General features: G+C 60.3%; 26 protein-coding genes. 8 read left to right on the top strand and 18 right to left on the bottom strand.

Features of this window, described 5'->3' with window-relative positions:
• Positions 1–6: 6 nt before the first annotated feature.
• From ASD58_RS31385 to ASD58_RS19415, 12 genes are all read right to left on the bottom strand, one after another.
• On the bottom strand, positions 7–1,191 hold the full coding sequence (locus ASD58_RS31385; RefSeq protein ID WP_057262844.1) for a type II secretion system F family protein: 1,185 nt from the start codon (positions 1,189–1,191) through the stop codon (positions 7–9).
• A 17-nt stretch (positions 1,192–1,208) separates the two neighbouring features.
• Positions 1,209–1,583 (bottom strand): type II secretion system protein, encoded by a 375-nt coding sequence (locus ASD58_RS19370; protein ID WP_057262845.1) that lies wholly within the window; start codon positions 1,581–1,583, stop codon positions 1,209–1,211.
• A 1-nt stretch (position 1,584) separates the two neighbouring features.
• Positions 1,585–2,067: a type II secretion system protein gene (locus ASD58_RS19375; protein ID WP_057262846.1), complete on the bottom strand. Its 483-nt coding sequence runs from the start codon at positions 2,065–2,067 to the stop codon at positions 1,585–1,587.
• Between the two features lie 7 nt (positions 2,068–2,074).
• Positions 2,075–2,593, bottom strand: coding sequence for a hypothetical protein (locus ASD58_RS19380; protein ID WP_156401373.1), 519 nt, complete (start codon positions 2,591–2,593; stop codon positions 2,075–2,077).
• Positions 2,586–3,134, bottom strand: coding sequence for a hypothetical protein (locus ASD58_RS19385; protein WP_057262848.1), 549 nt, complete (start codon positions 3,132–3,134; stop codon positions 2,586–2,588). The genes ASD58_RS19380 and ASD58_RS19385 overlap by 8 nt, the downstream gene beginning before the upstream one ends.
• Before the next feature lie 31 nt (positions 3,135–3,165).
• Positions 3,166–3,660, bottom strand: a complete 495-nt coding sequence (locus tag ASD58_RS19390) for a type II secretion system protein (RefSeq protein WP_156401374.1) — start codon at positions 3,658–3,660, stop codon at positions 3,166–3,168.
• On the bottom strand, positions 3,657–5,966 hold the full coding sequence (locus ASD58_RS19395) for a cohesin domain-containing protein (RefSeq protein WP_082565534.1): 2,310 nt from the start codon (positions 5,964–5,966) through the stop codon (positions 3,657–3,659). Before ASD58_RS19395 ends, ASD58_RS19390 begins: the two co-directional genes overlap by 4 nt.
• Positions 5,967–6,212: 246 nt before the next feature.
• Complete coding sequence (locus ASD58_RS31390; RefSeq protein WP_156401375.1) at positions 6,213–6,650, bottom strand: hypothetical protein; 438 nt, start codon at positions 6,648–6,650, stop codon at positions 6,213–6,215.
• 181 nt (positions 6,651–6,831) lie between these two features.
• Positions 6,832–9,051: a bifunctional diguanylate cyclase/phosphodiesterase gene (locus ASD58_RS19400; RefSeq protein ID WP_229210026.1), complete on the bottom strand. Its 2,220-nt coding sequence runs from the start codon at positions 9,049–9,051 to the stop codon at positions 6,832–6,834.
• Positions 9,052–9,093: 42 nt separating this feature from the next.
• Positions 9,094–9,756 carry an amino acid ABC transporter permease gene (locus ASD58_RS19405; RefSeq protein WP_057262851.1) on the bottom strand — a complete coding sequence of 221 codons (663 nt, stop codon included), beginning with the start codon at positions 9,754–9,756 and terminating at the stop codon, positions 9,094–9,096.
• A gap of 2 nt (positions 9,757–9,758) precedes the next feature.
• Positions 9,759–10,529, bottom strand: coding sequence for a transporter substrate-binding domain-containing protein (locus ASD58_RS19410; RefSeq protein WP_057262852.1), 771 nt, complete (start codon positions 10,527–10,529; stop codon positions 9,759–9,761).
• A 10-nt stretch (positions 10,530–10,539) separates the two neighbouring features.
• Positions 10,540–10,944, bottom strand: coding sequence for a hypothetical protein (locus ASD58_RS19415; RefSeq protein WP_057262853.1), 405 nt, complete (start codon positions 10,942–10,944; stop codon positions 10,540–10,542).
• Between the two features lie 35 nt (positions 10,945–10,979).
• Here ASD58_RS19415 and ASD58_RS19420 point away from each other — a divergent pair, with 35 nt between their 5' ends.
• Entirely contained in the window at positions 10,980–11,165 is a 186-nt protein-coding gene (locus ASD58_RS19420; protein ID WP_057262854.1) for a DUF3460 family protein, read from the top strand.
• Between the two features lie 18 nt (positions 11,166–11,183).
• Here the strand turns inward: ASD58_RS19420 and ASD58_RS19425 are convergent, their stop codons facing one another.
• The 3 genes from ASD58_RS19425 to ASD58_RS19435 all read right to left on the bottom strand — a co-directional run bounded on the left by ASD58_RS19425 (position 11,184) and on the right by ASD58_RS19435 (position 12,667).
• Positions 11,184–11,801 carry a DUF882 domain-containing protein gene (locus ASD58_RS19425; RefSeq protein WP_082565535.1) on the bottom strand — a complete coding sequence of 206 codons (618 nt, stop codon included), beginning with the start codon at positions 11,799–11,801 and terminating at the stop codon, positions 11,184–11,186.
• A gap of 81 nt (positions 11,802–11,882) precedes the next feature.
• Positions 11,883–12,332 carry a hypothetical protein gene (locus tag ASD58_RS19430; protein ID WP_057262855.1) on the bottom strand — a complete coding sequence of 150 codons (450 nt, stop codon included), beginning with the start codon at positions 12,330–12,332 and terminating at the stop codon, positions 11,883–11,885.
• A gap of 59 nt (positions 12,333–12,391) precedes the next feature.
• Positions 12,392–12,667, bottom strand: coding sequence for a 2Fe-2S iron-sulfur cluster-binding protein (locus tag ASD58_RS19435; RefSeq protein ID WP_373994459.1), 276 nt, complete (start codon positions 12,665–12,667; stop codon positions 12,392–12,394).
• Positions 12,668–12,677: 10 nt separating this feature from the next.
• Between ASD58_RS19435 and ASD58_RS19440 the strand changes: the two genes are divergently transcribed.
• The 4 genes from ASD58_RS19440 (at position 12,678) to ASD58_RS19455 (ending at position 17,165) form a co-directional block, all read left to right on the top strand.
• A complete protein-coding gene (locus ASD58_RS19440) occupies positions 12,678–13,190 on the top strand; it encodes a DUF1697 domain-containing protein (RefSeq protein WP_057262857.1) in 513 nt (170 codons plus the stop codon).
• A complete protein-coding gene (locus ASD58_RS19445; protein ID WP_057262858.1) occupies positions 13,190–13,933 on the top strand; it encodes a helix-turn-helix domain-containing protein in 744 nt (247 codons plus the stop codon). Before ASD58_RS19440 ends, ASD58_RS19445 begins: the two co-directional genes overlap by 1 nt.
• Before the next feature lie 45 nt (positions 13,934–13,978).
• Positions 13,979–14,815: a sterol desaturase family protein gene (locus tag ASD58_RS19450; protein WP_057262859.1), complete on the top strand. Its 837-nt coding sequence runs from the start codon at positions 13,979–13,981 to the stop codon at positions 14,813–14,815.
• A gap of 121 nt (positions 14,816–14,936) precedes the next feature.
• Positions 14,937–17,165, top strand: a complete 2,229-nt coding sequence (locus ASD58_RS19455) for an NADP-dependent isocitrate dehydrogenase (RefSeq protein WP_057262860.1) — start codon at positions 14,937–14,939, stop codon at positions 17,163–17,165.
• Positions 17,166–17,259: 94 nt separating this feature from the next.
• Here the strand turns inward: ASD58_RS19455 and ASD58_RS19460 are convergent, their stop codons facing one another.
• Complete coding sequence (locus tag ASD58_RS19460; RefSeq protein ID WP_057262861.1) at positions 17,260–18,126, bottom strand: LysR family transcriptional regulator; 867 nt, start codon at positions 18,124–18,126, stop codon at positions 17,260–17,262.
• Between the two features lie 96 nt (positions 18,127–18,222).
• On the opposite strand from ASD58_RS19460, the gene ASD58_RS19465 reads away from it, so the two are divergent.
• Together ASD58_RS19465 and ASD58_RS19470 are read left to right on the top strand one after the other, a co-directional pair.
• Positions 18,223–19,587 carry an MFS transporter gene (locus tag ASD58_RS19465; protein ID WP_057262862.1) on the top strand — a complete coding sequence of 455 codons (1,365 nt, stop codon included), beginning with the start codon at positions 18,223–18,225 and terminating at the stop codon, positions 19,585–19,587.
• A complete protein-coding gene (locus ASD58_RS19470) occupies positions 19,575–19,799 on the top strand; it encodes a 2-hydroxymuconate tautomerase family protein (protein WP_057262863.1) in 225 nt (74 codons plus the stop codon). The genes ASD58_RS19465 and ASD58_RS19470 overlap by 13 nt, the downstream gene beginning before the upstream one ends.
• Here the strand turns inward: ASD58_RS19470 and ASD58_RS19475 are convergent, their stop codons facing one another.
• Together ASD58_RS19475 and ASD58_RS19480 are read right to left on the bottom strand one after the other, a co-directional pair.
• Positions 19,800–20,534 (bottom strand): ThuA domain-containing protein, encoded by a 735-nt coding sequence (locus ASD58_RS19475; protein ID WP_057262864.1) that lies wholly within the window; start codon positions 20,532–20,534, stop codon positions 19,800–19,802. It lies immediately after the preceding gene.
• A gap of 24 nt (positions 20,535–20,558) precedes the next feature.
• Positions 20,559–21,077 (bottom strand): GNAT family N-acetyltransferase, encoded by a 519-nt coding sequence (locus tag ASD58_RS19480; RefSeq protein WP_057262865.1) that lies wholly within the window; start codon positions 21,075–21,077, stop codon positions 20,559–20,561.
• A 173-nt stretch (positions 21,078–21,250) separates the two neighbouring features.
• On the opposite strand from ASD58_RS19480, the gene ASD58_RS19485 reads away from it, so the two are divergent.
• Positions 21,251–22,261: a sulfate ABC transporter substrate-binding protein gene (locus ASD58_RS19485; RefSeq protein ID WP_057262866.1), complete on the top strand. Its 1,011-nt coding sequence runs from the start codon at positions 21,251–21,253 to the stop codon at positions 22,259–22,261.

Below are 22,261 nucleotides of genomic sequence, written 5' to 3' on the forward strand. Positions count from 1 at the left end.
AGGTCCCTAAATCACGTTGGTCAATTCAAAGATCGGCATATACAGCATCAACACTACCGCGCCAATGACAAGGCCAATGCCGATCATCAAGGCCGGCTCGATCAGTTTGCCGGCAGTGTCGATCCAGCTTGAAGTTTCCTGGTCGTAGAAATCGGCAATGCGCTCCATCATTTCGTCCAGGTTGCCTGATGCTTCTCCCGCCACCAACAAGCGATTCGCCACTTCCGTTCCAAGTCCCGCTGCCGCCATCGCACGAGAGATTGCGTGGCCTTGACTGACCGACTCCATGGCCGATGTCATCGGAACTGCCATATTTCCCGGCAGTGCGTCTGCGGTCATGCGCATTGCACTGAGCATGCTGATACCGCTGCGAAGCAGCATGCCTAAGGTGCGGTAGAGGCGGCCGAACTGGAACACCTGGACCCGGCGTCCGATGGCAGGAATGGATACCAGGCGCCTGACAAGCCGTGCACGAAAATTGCGGCTCCTGATGGTTAGCAAGACTCCTGCAGCAACGATGCCCACGCCCGACCATGCCAGCACAGGGTTGTTACGCACGAAGCCGCCCCACAATTGGACAAACCCGCCAGCCATTTGCCTGCCCGGGCCGGCATCTTCAAACACCGCACTGAAGCGCGGCACCACATACAGCATCAGGAAGGCGACCACTAAAAAACCGACCGACATCAGCACCGCCGGATAAATCGCAGCCGCCACCAGCTTGCCGCGAATCTCGTCGACCTGCTTCTGGTACTGCATGAAGCGACGCAACGAAGTGCGGATCGTGCCGGTGGTTTCACTGGAACGCACCATCGCTATGTAAAGCGGTGGAAAAACCGACGACAGTGCCGACATGCTGTCAGATAATTGTTTGCCGTTGCGCAGTCCCTGCAACAGGGTTTCATAGATCTGGCGGTTGCCACCGCGCATATCGTTGGCCCCCAGGATCTCTAGTGCGTCGACCACAGGTTGTCCGGCGTCGAGCAAGGACAATAGCTGTTGGTTGAAAATCGACAGGTTGAAGGACTGGCGTCCACGGGTCCCGCCCAGCCCCTGGCGCGCGGGAGTCGCGGACAGCAGCTTGCCCCCGCCCGCACTGACCATGCGCTGGACTTCCTGCCGGTCGGCAGCATCGAGGAGCTGCTCCTCGACGACCATGGCCTGCGTCAGTAGTTTGACCTTGAATTGCATACGGAATCGTCCCCAGCTTACCAGTCCTGATACGCGGTTCCATCCCGCGCCTTGTTCGGGGCTCCGCTATGGACGTCATATACAGCGCCAAGGCTTGTATCCGTCGGCGGCTTGAGCACCCAGCTGCTTGTTTTTTGCGTGATGGGATCAATCGGCACTGCGCGCAGGTATCGTTTTTCGACAAGTTCGTTCAGCGAATCCGGATAGCGTCCATGGTCGGAAAAGTGCTTATCGATCGCATCGCGCATCACAAACAGGTCTTCGCGCAAGGTGCTTTCCTTGGCGGCGTCCAGGTTATTAAAGTACTTGGGCGCCGAGATAGTCAGGATTACCGCCAGAATAGCCAAGGCCACCATCAATTCGATCATCGTAAAGCCGCGGGGAACACGCATATCACCAGTCCTTGTAAGCAGTTCCGTCCAAGGCGATGCCACCGGACTTGGTGTAGATGTCGAACACGTCGGCTCCTGGCATCGGCTTGTTGGCAGGCGAGGCAAAACTACGCTTCCCCCAGCTGTCGATGGCCGTCACGGACGGATCGCTGTTGAATGGATCGCGCGGAATCCGGCGCAGGAAGTAAATCATTGCGCCGTTCTTGCTCGACAGGTCGGGCACTCCCGCGACCAGGTCGGACAGCGTCGGGGGGTAACCGCTAGCGTCCGTTGCGCCTGAAATCCGTTTCTGGGTGATAGCTTCCTTGTACGCATCGATGGCGCTCCTTATTTCGCGCAACGCCAGCCGCAACTCTGCTTCCTTCTTTCGCTTCTGGGTCAATTCCACCACGGGCATGGCGACCGACGCCAGGACCGCCAGGATCGCCACGGAGACCAGCAGTTCAACCAGGCTGAAGCCTGCAATTCGGATGCGTGAAGTCATTTTCTGCTCATTCCGCATCCGGTATTGGAAGCGACTGCTTCGCTCCTGTAGGAACATACTCGAACTCCACGCTGCGTGCCTGCAGCGCGGCGACTTTGTAGGCTCCTTCCAATGTCTCGCCAACGCGCGCCACAAATGCCACTTCCCCGCGTGCGAGATAGATCACGGAACCGGACTCATCGCTCAACTTGCCGACATAACGATAAGGCAATGATGGCGGTCCCGCTGGCTCCGCAATAACTGGCGCAACTATCCGCTCCACAGGTGCAGGCGCGACCAGCGGCGCCGGCGCCAGCGGCTCTGCCCAGCCGCGCTTCTCAAATGGGTCAGCCGCACCCTCTTCCGCGAAGACCGGCGCGATTTCGGTTGCGGCGTGCTGCGGAGCCGGTATGCCAGAACGTGCCGGTACCCGCTCCGTATTCAGCTCAGGCACCTCGGCTGGCGCAGGTCCCAGGAAGGCGGCGGCCAACGTGAGTAACAGGGTCGCCAGCAACACAGTCCAGCGTCGACGTTGCGAGCTATCCATGGGCCTTCTCCCGATATGCAACATAGGCGGAGATGTCGCAGCGGACATCGGCTGCGTTAATGTCCTCGCGGCGGCAAGAGACCGTGTCTAACACTACGCCTTCGGATCCGCTCAGGATTTCGGAGATGAACTTGCGCACCGTTGGATAGCGCGAGAGCACCTGGAAGGATGCACGGTAACGCACAAACGGCTGGTTCGGTGAGTCCTCGACAGCAAACGAAATTTCATCGAGCTTGACGTTGGCGGAGGAAGCGCCGTGTTCGAGAATCGCCAGGAGATGCGAACTGCGAAATGCTTTCAAATCTATCTTTGCCGGGGTGGCCCGGCGCGCCTGCTCCGCAGCGGCTTGTTCTTGTTTCGACAAGTCAAATGCCTCAAGCCGCGCTGCCTGAAGGGCCGATGTTTCCGCCACATAAAAGGCGATCGCGGTCGCCAACAGCACCACAGCGCTGGCCGCCAACGCGAACGGAAGTCGGTATGCAGCCAGCATCCGTCGAAGTACGAATGCGGTCTTGCTAGCGAGCAGTTGGGTGGAATCCATCGGGAACGGTCAATTCAATTGTTCGGAAGATTTACTTCTCGGGCTGATACACAAATTTCCAGTCACTGTAATGTTGCGCATTCACGAATCCGGCGAGCTTCGGATCAAAGCCGGCTTGCTTGATTGGCCGCTGAGGCGACAAGGAATAGACTCCAATGATGTTATCTCCATCTTTCACCAAACCCCATTCCCTGGCGCCGGTGATTGGGTCACGGTAGATTTTTCGCAGCGGCCGTATGGGATTGCTCAGGTAATCAACATACAGCAGTTGCTCCAACTCGGTGGGATAACCATTGATATTTCCTGTCGAGCTTTTGTGGTATGCCTCAATCGCATTGCGAAAGGCCATTCCTGCCCAGAGCAAGTCCGTCTCCTTCTCGCGACGCTCGGACGTACTTGCATACTCGAGGGCCCGCGTGGTAACTACCGAGAGCACAGCGACCAGCAACATCACGATGACATACGTGAATCCCAACTGTTTGGGACGCAGTCCACCACCTGTCATCGATGTTCGCAGCAGGCTCACCTTTCGCTCAAAGCCATTACGTGGGGTACAGGCAGCCCTGGCCGCGGCACGGCTTTTTCCGAACCAACCGGAGTCACTGCCACCAGCGCCACGCTGGTTTCCGGCGCTTCTTTCAACGCGCGCAACTTGAGGACAAGCAGTTTCCCTGCACCTTTTCCCGAGCCGCCCTCCGCCGAGCTGGCGCCTACCGAAATGCGTCCGCTGGCACCTTCGATGGATTTGCTGAATCCGCCTCGATCGTCTTTGCCAAAGTAGTGGCCATCTTCAATACTCACAACGTTGAAGTCTGAAGGGTTGAAAGCGAGCTGAAGCGAAGCTGCGCGCAAGGCATCCTGGCTGTCAATTTCCAGTCCGAGTTCAACGACCTCGCCGACTTTTGCCTTCGCAGGCCCGCTCCAAGTGATTTTGGGCGAACCTGACGGCGACACAACTACCGGATTGATGTCCCGTGAAGATGGCGCGGCCATCGGGTTCGGCGCGGTCGACACGGCGGCGCCAGAAGCCGGCTTCATTTCGCGCAACAGCAATGGGCGGTTACGCATGGTTGCTTCAGTACCGGACCAGAACGATTCGAGCGAAGGGTCCTTGCGTTGCATATTGCGTACCAGATGTGGCGTAATCGACAGAACGATTTCGGTTTTCTGGCGGTTGTCGTTCTGGCTGCCGAACAGGCGACCCAGCAGCGGCATATCGCCAAGCAAAGGCACGCGGTTGGCAGAGGATCGATCTTCATCGCTAATCAGCCCAGCGAGAACCTGGGTCTCGCCTTCCCGCAAGCGCAAGGTGCTGCTGAAATTCCGTGTACCAATCTGGTAAGCCAGCGAGCCATTGTTTGTCTTGACAGAAGACACCAGGGAACTCACTTCTAGCGCGATTTTCAGGCCTACTTCATCGCGCAAGTGAATGTCCGGCTCAACTTCAAGCTTCAATCCGACGTCCAGATATTGGACATTCTCGGTGACGAACGTGTTGGTAGTCGTCGTGCTCACGACCGGCACTTTGTCGCCGATCATGATCTTGGCCTTTTCCCGATCACGCACACGGATGCGCGGATTGGCCAGCAAGTTGGCATCGCCATCGTTCTTCTGAAGATTGATGGTTGCGCTGGGCGCCGTAATGCCTAACTTCTCGGATGTGAGATGGCGCAAGTCGCTGAGCTTCATTGTGGCCGTTGCCGCGCCGCCGGACGACCCGGATCCGCTCACGCCCAAAGGTGAAACAGTAAAGGCACTGTTCCATTGGATGCCAGCGTTCAGCAGTCGGGAACGATTGATTTCCAGGACTTCCACGTCAAGCATGACTTCAGGCTCTTCGAGGTCATGCAAGCGAATCAGCTTCTCGGCGAGTGCAATGGTCTCCGGGGCCTCACGGAGAACAATCATATTGTATTTATCGTCGACGAATGCGTCCTTGATCTTCAGGACCGTCTTCAGCATGGCGGCAGTCTGCTTCGCTTCGACGTTCGCTAGGTAAAAGGCGCGCACAATCAAGTCCTGATATTCACGCAACTTTGCCGGCGTATTTTGGTATATCAGGACGCTGCTTGAATTCAGAACTTTCTTTTCCAACTGCCCAGTGGACAAAATGACGCCAATAGCATCGTCCAGAGACGTCTGTTTCAGGAAGACAGTGGTGCGCTGATCTGTCCTTACGTCCCTGTCGAAAATGAAATTGATACCGGTACTGCGCGATAAGGTATCAAACACCATGCGAATACTCGCATCGCGAAACTCAAGGTTGATAGGTTTTTTGTACATCGCACTCAGCGACGGTTCGATCATCAGCTCCTGCGCATGGAGGGCGTCGATTTCCTGTTTGATCGCCAGAGCTGCCGGATGTGATGGCGCGCCCTTCAATGCCCGAGCAACAAGTTCGCCAGCTTTTGCAACCTCGCCGGCCTTCAAGGCCGATTGCGCAGCTTCAGCATCCTGGTCCGCACGCGCCAGGTTCGCGAGCCTTTCGATTCCACCCTGTGCGCGATCATTTTCGCGGTCGAATTTCAGAATTGCCTGATAGTGCCGGACGGCCATGCCGCGGTCATTCTTGGCCAACGCCTCCTGGGCGGCGGACAATAGCTTGTCTGTCGCGGCCTCCCTAGCACGCAGCCAGTCGCGCCGATATTCAAGATCTCCAGCCCTCAACTCGGCTGCCTTCTGCAGTTCAAGGACAGCCGCGGCGTACTCGCTTCGCTCAAATGCGCTCATTCCGGCGCTGTGATGTTGCTGTGCTGCGCAGCCGGCTAGCACGGCAAGGGCCGCGATCACAACAGATCGACGTGCGCAGGCAGAGATCTTCAAGAGCGTCATTTACTATCCTGGACCCGGCTGGCCAGCGCTAGCCGGCTTCCAGGCGATACTGAGTCAAACCTAATCATTGGCTGACCAAAGGGCCACAATTTTGGAGACACCAACAAGCTCATTTATCTGATGAGCTCCTATGGCAGCGACGGGCTGGAAGAAGCAACATTCCAGTGAAGTGCGAAACGGTCTTAACGTTAATCCCGGGACCCAAGCCTCACGGTCCGCGGTGGATCAAATTCATTAGAACGGCCGCTAACTAGCTACGTAGTAGTAAATGAGGTTCGGGTAGCCCTGGGAAGTACAGCCATCGACGTAGACAGAGACAGACTTTCCGGCAATAGACGCCGCAACTAAAGCAGCATAGGTGCGCTTGCCGTTTGCCGTATCCCCATTGTCGAAGCGGAAGTCATTTGTTGCCCCAACTGAACATCCAAGCGTTGCGCCAAATGCGCCGCCATCCAGCGTTACGAAGCAAACGCCGTTGGTGTTATGGCATCCAAGGCCAACAATTTTCCGAGCCCCAAGCGTTTCCCCAGCCAAGGCGTTCGTGCTGACAAGCGACGCGCCAATGCAAAAGACGCTAAAGAGAATGTTTCGTAGACCTCGCAAGAATTTCTCCTCGTTAGAATTGAGCCTAATTTTTATGTTGCCAAATTTGCCACGAAAAAGCGAGCCGATTTGTTGGAGCAACTACTTCCGGGTGAAACCGGCAAGCATTATACAAAAATGTTAGGAAATGAAATATATCCAATTGCAATTTTGTTGCACGTGCACATCAAAAAATTGCGATCGGAAACGGCGATTCATGGCGCCGAGGCGTGCACCAACGAAGAGAGGGAGGAGAAATGACTTGGGCTTGCGAACTTGCGATTTAGCTGGCAAATCGGGCGGGGCCGCGGGCCAGGGGGGTCATCTGGGAGGCAGGCATCGGGCGGGCGTAGACGAAGCCTTGGGCGTAGTCGCAGCCGGCGGCTTTCAGGAGGTTGAGCTGGGCTTCGGTTTCGACGCCTTCCGCCACCACCTTCAGGCCCAGCTTGTGGCCCATCACGATAATCCCCTCGCACAGCGCGAGGTCGCCGGAGTCGCCGGCCAGGTCCATCACGAAGCTGCGGTCGATCTTCAGGTAGTCGATATCGAAGTTCTTGAGGTGGGCCAGCATGGAGTGGCCGGTGCCGAAGTCGTCCAGCGCGACCTGCAAGCCCATCGACTTGAACTGGCGCAGGCGTTCCATCACGGGGCTGCTGTTGTCGAGCAGCAGGCGTTCGGTGATTTCGAGCACGATGCTGCGCGGCGCCAGGTGCAATCGCTCAACGTAATGCATCCACTTCTCGAAGAAATCGGGGCCGGTGCGAAATTGCACTGGCGACTGGTTGACGCTGATCTGGAATGGCCGCCCCAACTCGTCCTGCCAGCGCTTGGCCTGGTCGGCGGCATGGCGGAATACCCAGTCGCCTATCTCGAGGATGATGCCGCTGGCTTCGGCACTGCCGATGAAGTCGACCGGGTTCAGCATGCCGCGCTCGGGGTGGCGCCACCGCAGCAGCGCTTCGGCTCGTTCGATAGCGCCGGTATGCAGGTTGACGATGGGCTGGTAGTGCAGCTCGAACTGTTCATTGGCAACGGCCATCTGCAGGTCGCGCGTGATGCGCAGGCGCAGTTGGGCGGCGGCCTGCATGTCGGGCGTGAAATAGCTGTAGCGGTTGCGGCCGGCATTCTTGGCGGCGTACATGGCCTGGTCGGCGTTGCGCAGCAATTGCTCCGGGTCGTTGGCGTCCGACGGATGCAGGGCAATGCCGATGCTGGCCGATACCGAGCCGGTGGTGTCGCCCAGCACGAAGGGCCGGTTCAGGCTGGCGATGATTTGCTGTGCAACGCGCTCGGCACTGGTGACATGGTCAAGGCCAGGCAGGATCACCACGAACTCGTCGCCGCCCAGCCGCGCCAGCGTGTCGGAGGCGCGCACGCAGGCACCCACACGCCCCGCCGCTTCCACCAGCAAGGCGTCGCCCATCTCGTGGCCGAGGCGGTCGTTGATTTCCTTGAACTGGTCGAGGTCGATGAACAGCAGCGCAAGGAACAGTCCGTCACGGCGGGCTTTCTTCATTTCCTGCGATAGCCGGTCCTGGAACATATTGCGGTTCGGCAGGGCCGTCAGGGAATCGTAATTGGCTTGATGCCAGATCAGCTCGGTTGACAGCTTGCGTTCGGTGATGTCGCTCACCAGCGCCAGCGCGCCCAGGTAGCTGCCGTCGGAGTCGAAGATCGGGTTGGTGGCCAGTGTGGCCCACATATCGCTGCCGTCGCGGCGCAGGAATTTGAACTCGTGGCGCTCGGCCATGCCTTGCTGGCGGCGGGCGATATTGCGTTCGAGCAGGGCGCGCCCTTCATCGTCCATGAAGTTGACCAGCGGCTGTTCCAGCATTTCCTCAATCGTATAGCCGAGCATGGCGGCCATCTTGGGATTGACGAAGCTGGTGCGGGCGGCAGCGTCGATTTCCCAGATCCCTTCTTCCGCGCTGTGCACGATGCGGCGGAAGCGTTCTTCGCTCTTTTCCAGCGCGGCCAGCTTGCCTTCGGCCATTTCCAGCACCACGCGCAGCTGCGACATGCCCGGCGTGCCGCTGCCAAGCAGCGTGACGGCAAAGCCGCGGTCGCCGCGCCCGCGCGTCAATTGCAGCGACAGGCGCTGTGGTTCTTCACTGGCCAGGCTGTTGCTGACGAAGGCGTCGAAGTCCGCCATGAAGCGTTGCGCGACGTAGTTGCGGAAAGGAACGCCATCAGGGTTTTGGCGCGGCAAGCCAAGCAGGTCGGCGCCGACCAGGTTCATCTGGAGGATGGTGGTGTCGCTGGCGAGGACGAAATAGCCGACTGGCGCCAACAGGTAAAGGTCGTTGAAATAGTCCTGGTCATTGGCCAGTTGCAGTTCGCCGGTGGCGCGCTGCATGCCGCTGTAGACGGCGGGCGGGGTGCCGCCCATGGCTGCCAGCACTGCTTCGCCGGGCAAGAGTGCATCGACCCCTGCCAGTCCGGGGACGGCGGGCCGGATGGCGGTCACCTGCTCCGCCTGCCTGGCATGCTGGTCTTTATCCATATTGGTTCCAGCCTAGCATGCCCTTGTGACAATGTCGAGCAGCTAACTTTGCCGGTGCGCGCGGTTCAGGCGTTGCTCGGCAAAGCGTTGTAATTGCTCGAATGCCAGGCTGAGAATCCAGTAAATAAGGGCTGCCGCGAGATAGAGCGGCAAGGGGCGGAAAGTGGTGGCGATCACTTCCTTGGTGGAGAGCATGAGTTCGGTCATCGTAATCACCGATACCAGCGAAGTATCCTTGATCAGGCTGATCAGCGTGTTGCTCATCGATGGTACGGCAATGCGCAGCGCTTGCGGCATGATCACGTGGCGCAAGGTCTGGCCGTAGCCCAGGCCCAGGCTGTAGCTGGCCGACCACTGGCCTTGATGAATCGACAGGATGGCACCACGCAGGCTCTCCGACAAGTAGGCGCCGGCGTTCAGGCTCAACGCCAGGATGCCGGCGGTAACCGGCGTGAATTCGATGCCGACCGACGGCAGGCCGTAGTAGATCACGAACATCTGCACCAGCAGCGGCGTGCCGCGCATCAGGCTGACGTATACATTGGCCGGCCAGCGCAGCATTTTCCACGGCAGGATGCGCATCACCGCGGTGGGAAAGCCCAGCACCAGGCCGCCCACCATTGCGGCGACGGCGAACACCAGGGTATAGCCGGCGCCCTTCAACATCACGGGCGCCGCCTCGTGCAGCAGCTCCAGCCAATCCATGCTTACGGCGCCTTGCTGACGTCAGTGCCGAACCATTTCATGGAAATGGCTTTCAGGCTGCCGTCGGCAGCGGCGTCCGCCAGCACCTTGTTCAGTGCGGCCTTGAATTCAGGGTTGCCCTTCTGGAAGGGAATGCCCATGCGTTCGATGGCACCGACACGGGCACCAGCCTTGATCGGCAGCTTGGTGGTTTTCAGCAGGTAGGCAGTCATCAGGCTGTCATTCAGGGCGGCATCGATGCGGCCCAGGGCCAGGTCGGTCAGGTTTTCCGGCGCGGCGGGGTAGCCTTTGACGTCGATGCCCGGCACCGCCTTCAGCTGCATCTCGTACACGCTGCCCTGCCCCGCGCCAACGCGCTTGCCCTTCAGTTGCTCGAGCGACGTCCAGTTGTTCTTGTCGTCCTTGCGCACGATCAGCATCGGCGATGAGTAAATATAGGGCGCGCTGAAATCGAAGGCTTGCTCGCGCTTGGGGTTGATGCCGACCTGCGAAATGATCACGTCGTACTTATTGCTGGCCAGGCCGGCCAGGATGGAGGCCCATTCGGTGGTGACGAATTCCGGTTTCAGCCCCAGTTTGCCTGCCACCAGGCGCGCCACGTCCACGTCGTAACCTGCCAGTTCGCCATCCTTTTCCTTGAAGTTGAACGGCGGGTAGACGCCTTCCATGGCCACTTTCAGCGTGCCGCGCGCCTTGACGGTTTGCAGCAGGTCGGCAGCACTGGCATGCAACGCGGCTGCGGCCAGCAGGAGGGCGATCAACGGTTTGCGCATCAGGAATCCTTTAGTAAGAACGGCGGCGGCCGAAATTGTGGCCTACTACGAGGGTGGTGGTGGCGATCAGGACCGACAGGCCAAGGATGAGCTGCACCAGCTTGTCTTCAGGCAGCGTCCATACCCGGCCTTTCGGCGGCTCGCAACCGGCAATGGCGCACAACAAGGGCTCCACCCAATCGGCTTCAGGAGTAACATCGAGGATAACGGCGCCCTCGGTGGTCTGCATGTAGATATCGCCGCCTTCGGCCAGGCTGAAACACACGCCGTAGCCGGTTTCCTGCTTGCCGACGTGTTCCTTCAGCGCCAGGTCGTGCTCGGCGATCCACAGCTCGACGTCCTGGGGCGTTTCCAGTGCGGTCCACGGCACTGGGCGAAAGCGCGGCTTGGCCGCTTCGTCATCGTGATTAAGCATGGGTCAGGAGTGTAACCGAAACGTTGGGAGGCGGTATGAAAGTAAACGAATATGTATCTGAGTTTGATGCCTTCTTCGGCAAGCTACTCGATGAGCATCCTGAGATGGTGGACGACCAGAGGGCTGGGTGGAATATCTGGTGGGATCATAAAGTTGATCTTGAGGCGGAACGGCTGGCGCGGACGGATGCGGTGCCTACGCCGGCGTATTACTACCACTGAAAACCCGGTAAAGCTGGGTCAGCCTTTCCAGCTCCGCTGCAGGCCCGTATCGGCATGGATCCAGCCGCCGCGCGGGCCTTGGCGGTAATAGAAGCCCACGCCGCCCTGGCGGAAACTCTGTACCAGGCTCCCCAGCACCTCGGCATTCAAATTCGGAATCCGGATATCCGCCGCCTTCCCGCTCATATGCAGCGACTGGCGCGCAGCCGGAATCCCTTGTTCGATCAATTTCTTGTTGGACGCCGGCGTGCGGTACCCCGACAGGATCTCCAGCGGGCTCTCGATCCCAAAGCGCTGCACAAAGGCCTGCGCCCCCCACAACGTTTCAAACAGCTTCGGATCGATCGCTGCAGTCTCCTTGCCGTTCACATCGCGCAGCAAATGGCACAGTTCCTGGTAAGCCGAATCGATGATTTCGCCGTCCTTCCAATAAGTCAGCCTGGCCTTCTCGCCACTCTGCGGGCGGATCACGCTGATGGTGCGCGGTTTGATCCAGAATTCCAGGTCCAGCGTCTGCGCGTCGAAAATGTCGGGCGGAGGTTCCGGCTCCGACTGCGGGCGGCTCTGGCCGACCAACGGCAGCCCAGCCAGTGCCGTACCCGCCATCATGTGGAGGAAGTCTCTGCGTGTTGCCATGGCGATTCCATCTATTGCAATAACGATTACTATAGCAATAGAGGAAGAGTTGAGAAACCCCTTTAACAATTTGTCGTAAACTTAGTGACGCTCGAACCACTTACCAGCTAAGAAAGCAATCGCGCCCAGCAGTACGAAGAAGCCGATGACGGCATTACGGATGCGCCTTTGCTCGGCCATATGCCTGGCCAGCAGCTGGGCGGAATCTGCGCGTGCCAGCTGTTCCAGGCGTTCGTCGTCGGGATGTGCATACGTTTGATCAGCTGTTACATAGGTTTCAAACGCGTCCCCACGCACGCGGGCATCCAGTTCCCTCGCCATTTCCAGCATGTGTTCGATCACCCATGGATCATCCAGTCGCGTCCACAGTGCGCCGTTGTCATGCCACAGGCTGAAAGACCTGCGCCCGTCGCTGAAAGCCAATTCCGCTTCATCCGTCACGCGCCATCCCTGCAAATTGCGGGCTGCCGCTAGCGCCTCGTCAAGCGAAATGGGCTGCTGCAAGCCATGGGCGCTACGCAAGATCGTCATGTGATAAGCCATGGGCAGCGATTGTACTGCGTTGCGACATCGATAAGATTATCGAATTCTCACGTGCGGCGGTGGGCGGCCGGTGCCTCCAGCACCAGGTCAGAGGTCGCTACCGCCACACAGGGCAAGATGTAGCCGTCCCGCTTCTCTTCCAGGCTCAGGCCCGGCCAATCGATCAGGTGGCGCGCAGCGCCGCTTTGCACCTGGCAGATGCAGGTGCGACAGGTGCCGTTGCGGCAGGAACTGGGCAGCACCACGCCGGCGCGGGCGGCCGCCACCAACAGGCTGGCCTCGCCATCCGTTTCGAACGATAATCCCTTCGGTTCAACTCTTATCTGAAACACAATGCCTCGCTATATTGCCCTGCTCCGCGGCGTCAGCCCGATGAATTGCAAGATGCCGGAACTGAAAGCCGCTTTCGAAAGTGCCGGATTCTCCAACGTCAAAACGCTTCTATCAAGCGGCAATGTAGCATTCGATGCCCGTTCCGCTTCGGAATCGGCGCTGGAGCGCAAGGCCGAAGCAGCGATGGAAAAGGCGTTGGGCCGCAGCTTCTACACCATTATCCGCTCGCAGCAGCACCTGAAGAACCTGATAGCCGATGACCCGTATCCCGGACTTGGCGCCGATCCCGCCGCCAAGCGCGTGGTGAGCTTCCTGCGCGATGCACCGCCCGAGACCACGCTGCCGCCACCGGTCAGCGGCGCCGAAATGCTCGGCGTGATCGGGAGCGAGGTGTTTTCAACCTACCTGCCCAGCAGCGACGGCCCGGTGTTCATGCGCCTGATCGAGAAGACCTTCGGCAAAGACATCACCACCCGCACCTGGGACACGGTGCGCAAGTGCGCGGGGGCCTGATGCCAGTCCAGCACTGGTCGGGAAATGCGCTGCTGTCACCCGGTTTCGGCGTCTTTCGCGGCACGGTCGGAGACAGCGCCCTGCACGCCCATTACGCGCACCAGCTAGTCATCGCACTCAAAGACGAAGTCGGCGTTGCTTTCCCTACCGGCCCGCTGCGCGCCGCCGGAATTGCCGTCCCGGCGGGCATGCCGCATTGCGTGTGCGCTGAAGAAGCATTGTTGGTTTACCTGGACCCGCTGACGCCGGAAGGAGCCGCTTTGTTCCAGCTGCCTGCCACCGCGCCGTTGCCGCTGCCAGCGGACCTCTGCAGCCAGCTCCTTGCGGCAGCAGACCAAGGCCAGCCCTTGCGCAGCGTGCTGAGGGGCGCCTTTGGACTACCTCGCTCGTCAACGCCGGATCCGCGCATGGCTGCCGTGGCAGGCGCCCTGCGTGCCGGCACGACCTCAGGCAGTGTCAGCCGCATCCACCTGGCAGGCCTGGCGAACCTGTCCCCGAGCCGCTTTTCCCACTGGTTCGTCGAGCAAACCGGCCTTCCCTTGCGCAGCTACCGGAAATGGCTACGCCTGGAACTGGCATTGCACCGCCTTGCACATGGAGGCAACCTGACCGACGCCGCCCACGCCAGCGGATTTGCCGACTCAGCCCACCTTTCGCGCACCTTCCGTGAAATGTTCGGCCTGAATCCTGCGGCCCTGCTGCAGGGGATTGTGCTGGATAGCTCTTTCGTTCAAGCCGCCTGACGCAGGCGCGCTTACGCTGGCCTCCTCTCACCACAGGAGGTCGATATGAAGCAATGGGCAATACGCTACCTGAGTTACCCGATCGTTTTTGGCGGTGCCGCAACAGCAATTCTCTGGGGCTGCACGCAAGGCCTGCCGTACTGGCCAGCCGTGCCGCTGATGGCACTGGCCGCCATCGCCTGCGTCGCCCTGCTCGAGCAATGGCAGCCTTATGAAGAGGCCTGGCTGGCCGGCCATGGCGATACGCTTACCGACAGCCTGCACTTCCTGGTCAATGCCAGCGTCCTGTATGGGAGCATCGAAATCCTGTCCTGGGCGCGTACCTGGCTGCCGGCGCCGGCTGCATGGCCTTCGCATTGGCCGGTTTGGGCGCAAATCGCCGCTGCCATGGTCGTGCTCGACTTCGGCTTGTTTTTTATGCATTGGCTAAGCCATCGCCACCGCCGCCTGTGGCTGTTCCACGAGGCGCACCATAGCAGTGAACGCCTGTATTGGCTGAACAGTGAACGGCGCCACCCCTTGCACGCCATGATGATGGGCGCACCCGGCTTTGCCATCTTGCTGGCATTGGGGGCTCCGGCAGCGGTGATTTCGAGCGGCCTGGCCATTCTCTCCGTCCACCTGGCCTTCCAGCACGCCAATCTCGATTACGCGCTGGGCCCGCTGCGCCATGCGTTCGGCGTCGCCGAGACCCACCGCTGGCACCATAAACGGGACTACGCGGATGCCCAGGTCAACTTCGGCGAGTGGCTGATGCTGTGGGACCACCTGTTCCGCACTTACCGCCAGCCGCCGGGCCGGATCGGGCGCGGGGATGTCGGCCTGGACAGCCCAAACGCCCCGGCTACGTATCATCGCCAATTGTTACGACCATTCCTGTGAGCTACAATGTCAAGCTTGTCCGGTAGGCCATCGCCACCCGCCATCCACCCCGAGCCGGTCGAATCCGGCTGGCCCAGGGAAGAACATCCAGCGGAAAACATCCGCATTTGAGGGAATAAACATGTCTCAAAAGTCTAAAATCATCTACACCCTTACCGACGAGGCGCCACTGCTGGCGACTTATTCCCTGCTGCCGATCGTGCAGAAATTCGCAGCACCGGCCGGCGTTGACGTCGTGACCAGCGATATTTCGGTTGCCGCCCGCGTGCTGGCCGCCTTCCCGGAATGCCTGACCGACGCTCAGAAAGTGCCGGACAACCTGGCCGAACTGGGCGCCCTGACCCAGAACCCAGACACCAACATCATCAAGCTGCCTAATATTTCGGCATCCGTATCGCAGCTGATCGCCTGCGTCCGCGAACTGCAGGCTGCCGGCTACAAGCTGCCGGACTACCCGGAAGATGCCAAGACCGAAGAAGAGAAAGCGCTGAAAGCCCGCTACGGCAAGTGCATTGGCTCCGCCGTGAACCCGGTTCTGCGCGAAGGCAACTCCGACCGCCGCGCACCGAAGGCAGTGAAAGAATTCGCACGCAAGAACCCGCACTCGATGGGCGAATGGAGCCAGGCATCGCGCACCCACGTGTCGCACATGCACGGCGGCGACTTCTACCACGGCGAAAAGTCCATGACCTTGGACAAGGCTCGTGAAGTGAAGATGGAACTGATCACCAAGTCCGGCAAGACCATCGTCCTGAAACCGAAGGTCGCGTTGCAAGCCGGCGAGATCATCGACTCCATGTTCATGTCGAAGAAAGCCCTGCTGGAATTCTACGAGCGCGAAATCGACGACGCGTACAAGACCGGCGTGATGTTCTCGCTGCACGTGAAAGCGACCATGATGAAGGTATCGCACCCGATCGTGTTCGGTCACTGCGTGCGCATCTTCTACAAGCAAGCGTTCGAAAAACATGCCAAGCTGTTCGACGAACTGGGCGTGAACGTCAACAACGGCATGGCCAACCTGTACGAGAAGATCGAAAAGCTGCCGGCGTCGCAGAAGGACGAGATCCTGAAAGACCTGCACGCCTGCCTGGAAAACCGTCCGAAGCTGGCCATGGTCGATTCGGCCAAGGGCATCACCAACTTCCACTCGCCAAACGACGTGATCGTCGACGCATCGATGCCGGCCATGATCCGTATCGGCGGCAAGATGTGGGGCGCCGACGGCCGCACTGCGGACGTCAAGGCAGTCATGCCTGAATCGACCTTCGCCCGCATTTACCAGGAGATGATCAACTTCTGCAAATGGCATGGCAACTTCGATCCGAAGACCATGGGCACCGTGCCGAACGTGGGCCTGATGGCGCAGCAAGCCGAAGAATACGGCTCGCACGACAAGACCTTCGAAGTGCCGGAAGCCGGCATCGCCAACATCACCGACCTGGCCACCGGCGAAGTGCTGCTGACCCAGAACGTGGAAGAAGGCGACATCTGGCGTATGTGCCAGGTGAAGGACGCGCCGATCCGCGACTGGGTCAAGCTGGCCGTCACCCGCGCCCGCAATTCCGGCATGCCTGCCGTGTTCTGGCTGGACACCTACCGTCCGCACGAAGCTGAAGTGATCAAGAAGGTGGAGACCTACCTGAAAGACCACGACACCAGCGGCCTGGAAATCGAGATCATGTCGCAGACCCGCGCCATGCGCTATACCCTGGAACGCGTTTCGCGCGGCCTGGACACCATCTCCGTGACCGGCAACATCCTGCGCGACTACCTGACCGACCTGTTCCCGATCCTGGAACTGGGCACCTCGGCCAAGATGCTGTCGATCGTTCCGCTGATGGCTGGCGGCGGCATGTACGAAACCGGCGCCGGCGGCTCCGCACCTAAGCACGTCAAGCAGCTGGTGGAAGAAAACCACCTGCGCTGGGATTCGCTGGGCGAGTTCCTGGCCCTGGCCGTGTCGCTGGAAGAACTGGGCATCAAGTCCGGTAACGCCAAAGCCAAGATCCTGGCCAAGACCCTGGACGAAGCCACCGGCAAGCTGCTGGACAACAACAAGTCGCCATCGACCCGCACCGGTGAACTGGACAACCGCGGCAGCCACTTCTACCTGTCGATGTACTGGGCCCAGGCCCTGGCAGCGCAGAACGACGACGCCGAACTGAAAGCCAAGTTCGCGCCACTGGCCAAGGCCCTGGCCGAAAACGAAGCCAAGATCGTGGAAGAGCTGAATTCCGTGCAAGGCACTGCGATGGACATCGGCGGCTACTACAAGCCGGACACCGCCAAGACCGCCGCCGTCATGCGCCCAAGCGCCACCTTCAACGCAGCACTGGCAGCCCTGTAAGCCGCCCTTCGCTCCGCATTTAAAAGTCGGGGTCAGCTCCGGCAATCGGACATTCGCGCAGCGAATGTCCGATTGCCGGAGCTGACCCCGACTTTCATTTTGCTTGGCCGACGCCGGCAATAAAGGCGTCGCGGGCGGCGTGGTGGGGGATGTCGCGGCGCCATATCATCATCGTCTCGACTTCTGCCACGTCGGGTGGCAGGGTATGGCATTGCACGGTGCGGCCCAGGCCGCGCTGGCGCAGGACTTCGCGCGGCATCATGGCGACGCCCATGCCGGCGGCAACACATCCGATGATGGCTTCGAAGGTGCCGAATTCGGCTACCCGCGCGTGGGGGATGCCGGCGTCGGCGAACCACCATTCCAGCCGGCGGCGGTAGGAACAGCCGCTGCGAAAGCCCAGCAGCGTGCGGCGCGCCACGTCGGCCGGACCGGTGACGGGGCCGTGCAACGCGTCCGTCAGCAGCACCAGTTCTTCGACAAAGACCGGCACTTGTTCGAGTTCCGGGCGTTCTATCGGTGCCGATACCAGGGCTACGTCGACCTTGTGGTTCAACACCTGCTGCACCAGGTAGTCGGTCGGTCCCGTATCCAGCAGCAGGTCGACTTGCGGGTATTTGCGGTGGAAGGCTCCCAACACGCGCGGCAGGCGTGCGGCGGCCGTGGTCTCCATGGAACCGATGCGCAACTGGCCGGCGGGCTCCTGCTCGCCGCGCACCGACATTTGCGCCTCATCGGCCAGCCGCAGCAGGCGGTCGGCGTATTCCAGCAGGCGCGTTCCCTCCGCCGTGATCAGCATGCGCCGCCCCGAGCGGTTGAACAGGGTGACGCCCAGCGATTCCTCGAGCTGGTTGAGGCGCGCCGATACGTTCGACTGCACCCGGTGCAACCGCGCTGCCGCCTGGGTCACGCTGCCTTCCTCGGCGACGGTCTTGAATATCCTCAGGGAGGAGAGTTCCATTTCGTTCTCCGTTTGAGATGACTTCAATCATTATTATTCATTTTTATTGATGCGTGAAGCCATTTATAGTTCAAGCTAACAAATGGGAGCCGCGCCATGAACAAGCCATCACCCGCCGTCCTGCTGGCCGCCAGCTTTGCCTTCATCATCGTCCAGCTTGATGTCACCATCGTCAACGTTGCCTTGCCGGAGATCGGGCACGAACTGGGCGCCAGCGTCAGCGCCTTGCAGTGGGTGGTCGACGCCTATACCCTCGGCTTTGCCGTCTTCCTGCTGTCGGCCGGCGTGCTGGGCGACCGCTTCGGCGCGCGCCGCGTGTTCCTGTCCGGCTTCGCGCTGTTCACGCTTGCCTCGCTGGCCTGCGCGATGGCGCCTGGTGCGCTGGCGCTGAACCTGGCGCGCGCCGTGCAGGGTGTCGGCGCCGCGCTGCTGATCCCAAGTTCGCTGGCAATACTGAATGCCGCTTACGCCCACGACCGCGCGCAACTGGCCAAGGCCATCGCCTGGTGGACGGCTGCCGGCGGGGTCTCGATCGCAGCCGGTCCCGTGCTGGGCGGCCTGCTCATGAGCCTTGCCGGCTGGCGCAGCATCTTCTGGGTCAATGTCCCGATTTGCGTGCTGGGCTTCTGGCTCACGCTGCGCGTGGTCCCGGCACTGCGCGGCAAAGAGCCTGCGCGCGCTTTCGACATCACCGGCCAGGTGCTCGCCATCATTGCGTTGACGGCCTTTATCGGTGCCGTGATCGAGTTCAATGCGCTGGGCGCTTCCAGCCACCTGGTACAGGGAGCGTTGCTGGTGGCCCTGGTATCGGCCGTGCTGTTCATCCGCAGCCAGCAGCGCAGCGCGGCGCCCATGCTGCCGCTTGGCCTGTTCCGGGATGTCGGTTTCTCAGGCGCGGTACTATTTGGCGTCATGGTCAACTTTGCCTATTACGGTGTGATCTTCGTTCTCAGCTTCTACCTGCAGAAGGTGCGCGGTTTCTCTGTCATGCATGCAGGGCTGGTGTTCCTGCCGCTGACGGGCACTTTCATCATCTCGAATATTGCCAGCGGCCGTATGCAGGCCCGGCTCGGATCGCGCACGCCGATGATTGTCGGCGGCCTGATTGGCGCTGCGGGCTATGCCCTGCTGGCGATCTTTGGCGTCTCGAACGATGCCACGTTCATGCAAATGCTGCCGGGCCTGGCGCTGATCCCGGGCGGGATGGGGCTGGCCGTGCCGGCCATGACCACGTCCATTCTTTCGTCGGTCGACCGCAGCCAAGCCGGTACCGCTTCGGCAGTGCTGAACACGGCGCGCCAGGTTGGCGGCGCCATGGGGGTCGCCATCTTCGGCGCCATGCAGGACATCGAATTCGCGCTTTCCGTTTCAACCATCCTGTTGCTGCTGGGCGCCTTGCTGGCCTGGCACTGCATCAAACACCCACTTGCCACCAAAGGAGCTTCACTATGCCGTATGTAAATTTCCGCATCACCAAAGAAGGCGCAACCGCTGAGCAGAAACTGGAACTGATCAAGGGCGCAACCGAGTTGCTGCAGCGCGTGCTGAACAAAAACCCGGCCACCACTTTCGTCATCATCGATGAAGTGGAAACCGATAACTGGGGCATCGGCTACGATAACGTCACGACACTGCGCGCCAAGGCTGCGGCAGCCAAGGCGCAGGAGGGCTGATTACTGCGGGGTCACGCCATTGCCCGTGGCGGCCCAGTAAATTCCGCCATACAGGTGGTGGCGGAATAGCGGGTCGCCATAGGTCGCCGGCAGGTGGCCCAGCGCTGTGTAAAATGCGCGGCCGCCATCGTAATGCTGGTACCAGCTCACCGGGTGGAAGGCCCCCATCCCTTTCGGTCCGGCCTGGTAGCTCGACTCATCGACCGAGAGCAGGTAACTGACTTTGCTGGTGGCGGGCTTGAACGCATACCATTCTTCCGTCACCAGGTTGCGTGCGGCATAACGCTCCATCCCGGGGAAATTGCGATTTTCCACTTTCAGGACTGCGCTCTGGATTGCGGGATGGTGGTCGAACATATGCCCCACCAGCCTGGTGTACCACGGCCAGCCATATTCGGTGTCCGACGCACTGTGCACGCCAACATAGCCCCCGCCGGAACGGATATAGCGCTCGAACGCTTCCTTGTGTTTGGCGTCCAGTATGTCGCCCGTCGTCTGCAGGAAGATCACGGCCTGGTACTTGGCCAGTTCCCGCTCGCTGAAGACGCGATCTGCATCTTCGGTCCAGGACACATTGAAATCATGCAGCCGGCCCAGTTCCTCGATTGCCGCAACCCCGGCCGGGATCGAGTCATGATGCCAGCCGGCCGTTTTGGAAAACACCAGTACGTTGAATTGCGCGGCTTGCGCGCAGCAGCAGGATAAGGCAAGAAGAGCAGCGATCAGTTGTTTCATGTCTGCCCCTGCCCGCTAGGCGCCTCAGTTACAGCCGCAGAAGCGCTTCGGCTTGCTGGCATCGCAGACGGTGCCATCCAGCTGCTTCCAGAAGAAGACCGTGTCGACGCCGTAGGGGGAGCGGACATTGCCGGCGCGGAGGTAGCCCTGGCGGGCAAAGAACTCCTCGCCGGTGGCGGTGCTGTGCAGCTGCAGGGCCTTGACGCCCCAACTGCAGGCTTGCTGTTCGACGCAGGCCAGCAGCGCCTTGCCTGCGCCGCGCAGGCGCACTTCGGGCAACAGGTAGCACAGGGCCAGCTTGCCGGCAGCCGTCAACAAGGCGACGCCGACGACAACGCCCTCATCGACTGCCACCAGCGAAAAGTTGGTGGGCGAGGCGAACCAGGACGCTACCGTCTCGGGCGTCTTGTTGCCTAGCCAGGCGCCAAGAATGGCGGGATCATTTTTATGGTCAAGCACACAACATTCGGCGATTGAGCGTCGCAGCACCTCACAGGCAGCCGTGGCGTCTTTCGCTTCCGCGCGGCGAATTTCAAAACTCATGCGTGCTCACAGGTATTCAATAACCGGAATATACACCAGCGGCAAAATCCCCGTATGAGGCCGCGTGCGCCCTGCCTTATCCGGGGCCGATACTAAGCTTATAACGAATAAGTAGTTTCCTTTCGGCGCGAGATTCTAGACCATGCTTATCTGTTTTCACAATAGAGAATGCCATGACTTATAACAAATTCGCATTTGCACTCAGTGCCACCCTGGCGGCTGCCACTATCGGTTTTGCCCCGGCTGCCTCGGCCAATGAAGTGACCTTGCTGAACGTGTCCTATGACGTGGCGCGTGAGCTGTACAAAGATATCAACCCGGCCTTCGCTGCGGCTTACAAGAAGAGCAGCGGCGTGGACGTCACCGTCAAGCAGTCGCATGGCGGCTCGTCGAAGCAGGCGCGTGCCGTGGCCGATGGCCTGGAGGCGTCGGTGGTCACCATGAACCAGGCCAACGACATCGATATGCTGGCCGACCGCGGCCTGGTGGTACAGGACTGGGCCAAGAAGTTCCCGAATAATGCTGCGCCGGCCTACTCCACCATGGTCTACCTGGTGCGCAAGGGTAATCCGAAAGCGATCAAGGACTGGAGCGACCTGGCCAAGCCGGGCGTGGCTGTCGTGATCCCGAATCCCAAAACGGCCGGCAATGGCCGCTACACCTACCTCGCTGCCTGGGGCTCGGTGCTGAAAAAAGGCGGCAACGAGGCGCAAGCGCGCGAGCTGGTAGGCAAGATCTTCAAGAACGTGCCGGTGCTGGACGCAGGCGGCCGCGCCGCCACGACGACCTTCACCCAGCGCCAGATCGGCGACGTGCTGGTGACCTTCGAGAACGAAGTGAACCTGGTGCGCGCTGAATTCGGCGACAACTTCGAGGTGGTGTATCCATCGTCGTCGATCCTGGCGGAGTCGCCGGTTGCCGTGGTCGACAAGGTGGTGGACAAGAAGGGCATCCGCAAGGAAGCCACCGCTTACCTGAATTTCCTGTACTCCGATGCGGGCCAGGAAATCATCGCCAAGCACTACCTGCGCCCGCGCTCGGATGCAGTGTTCAAGAAATACGCGGCCAGCTTCAAGCCGATCTCGCTGTTCACCGTGGATGAAGTGTTCGGCGGCTGGCGCGCGGCCCAGAAGAAGCACTTCGACGACGGCGGCGAGTTCGACAAGATCTACAGCTCGAAGTAA

It is taken from the genome of Duganella sp. Root1480D1, assembly GCF_001427305.1.
Lineage (GTDB): Bacteria > Pseudomonadota > Gammaproteobacteria > Burkholderiales > Burkholderiaceae_D > Rugamonas.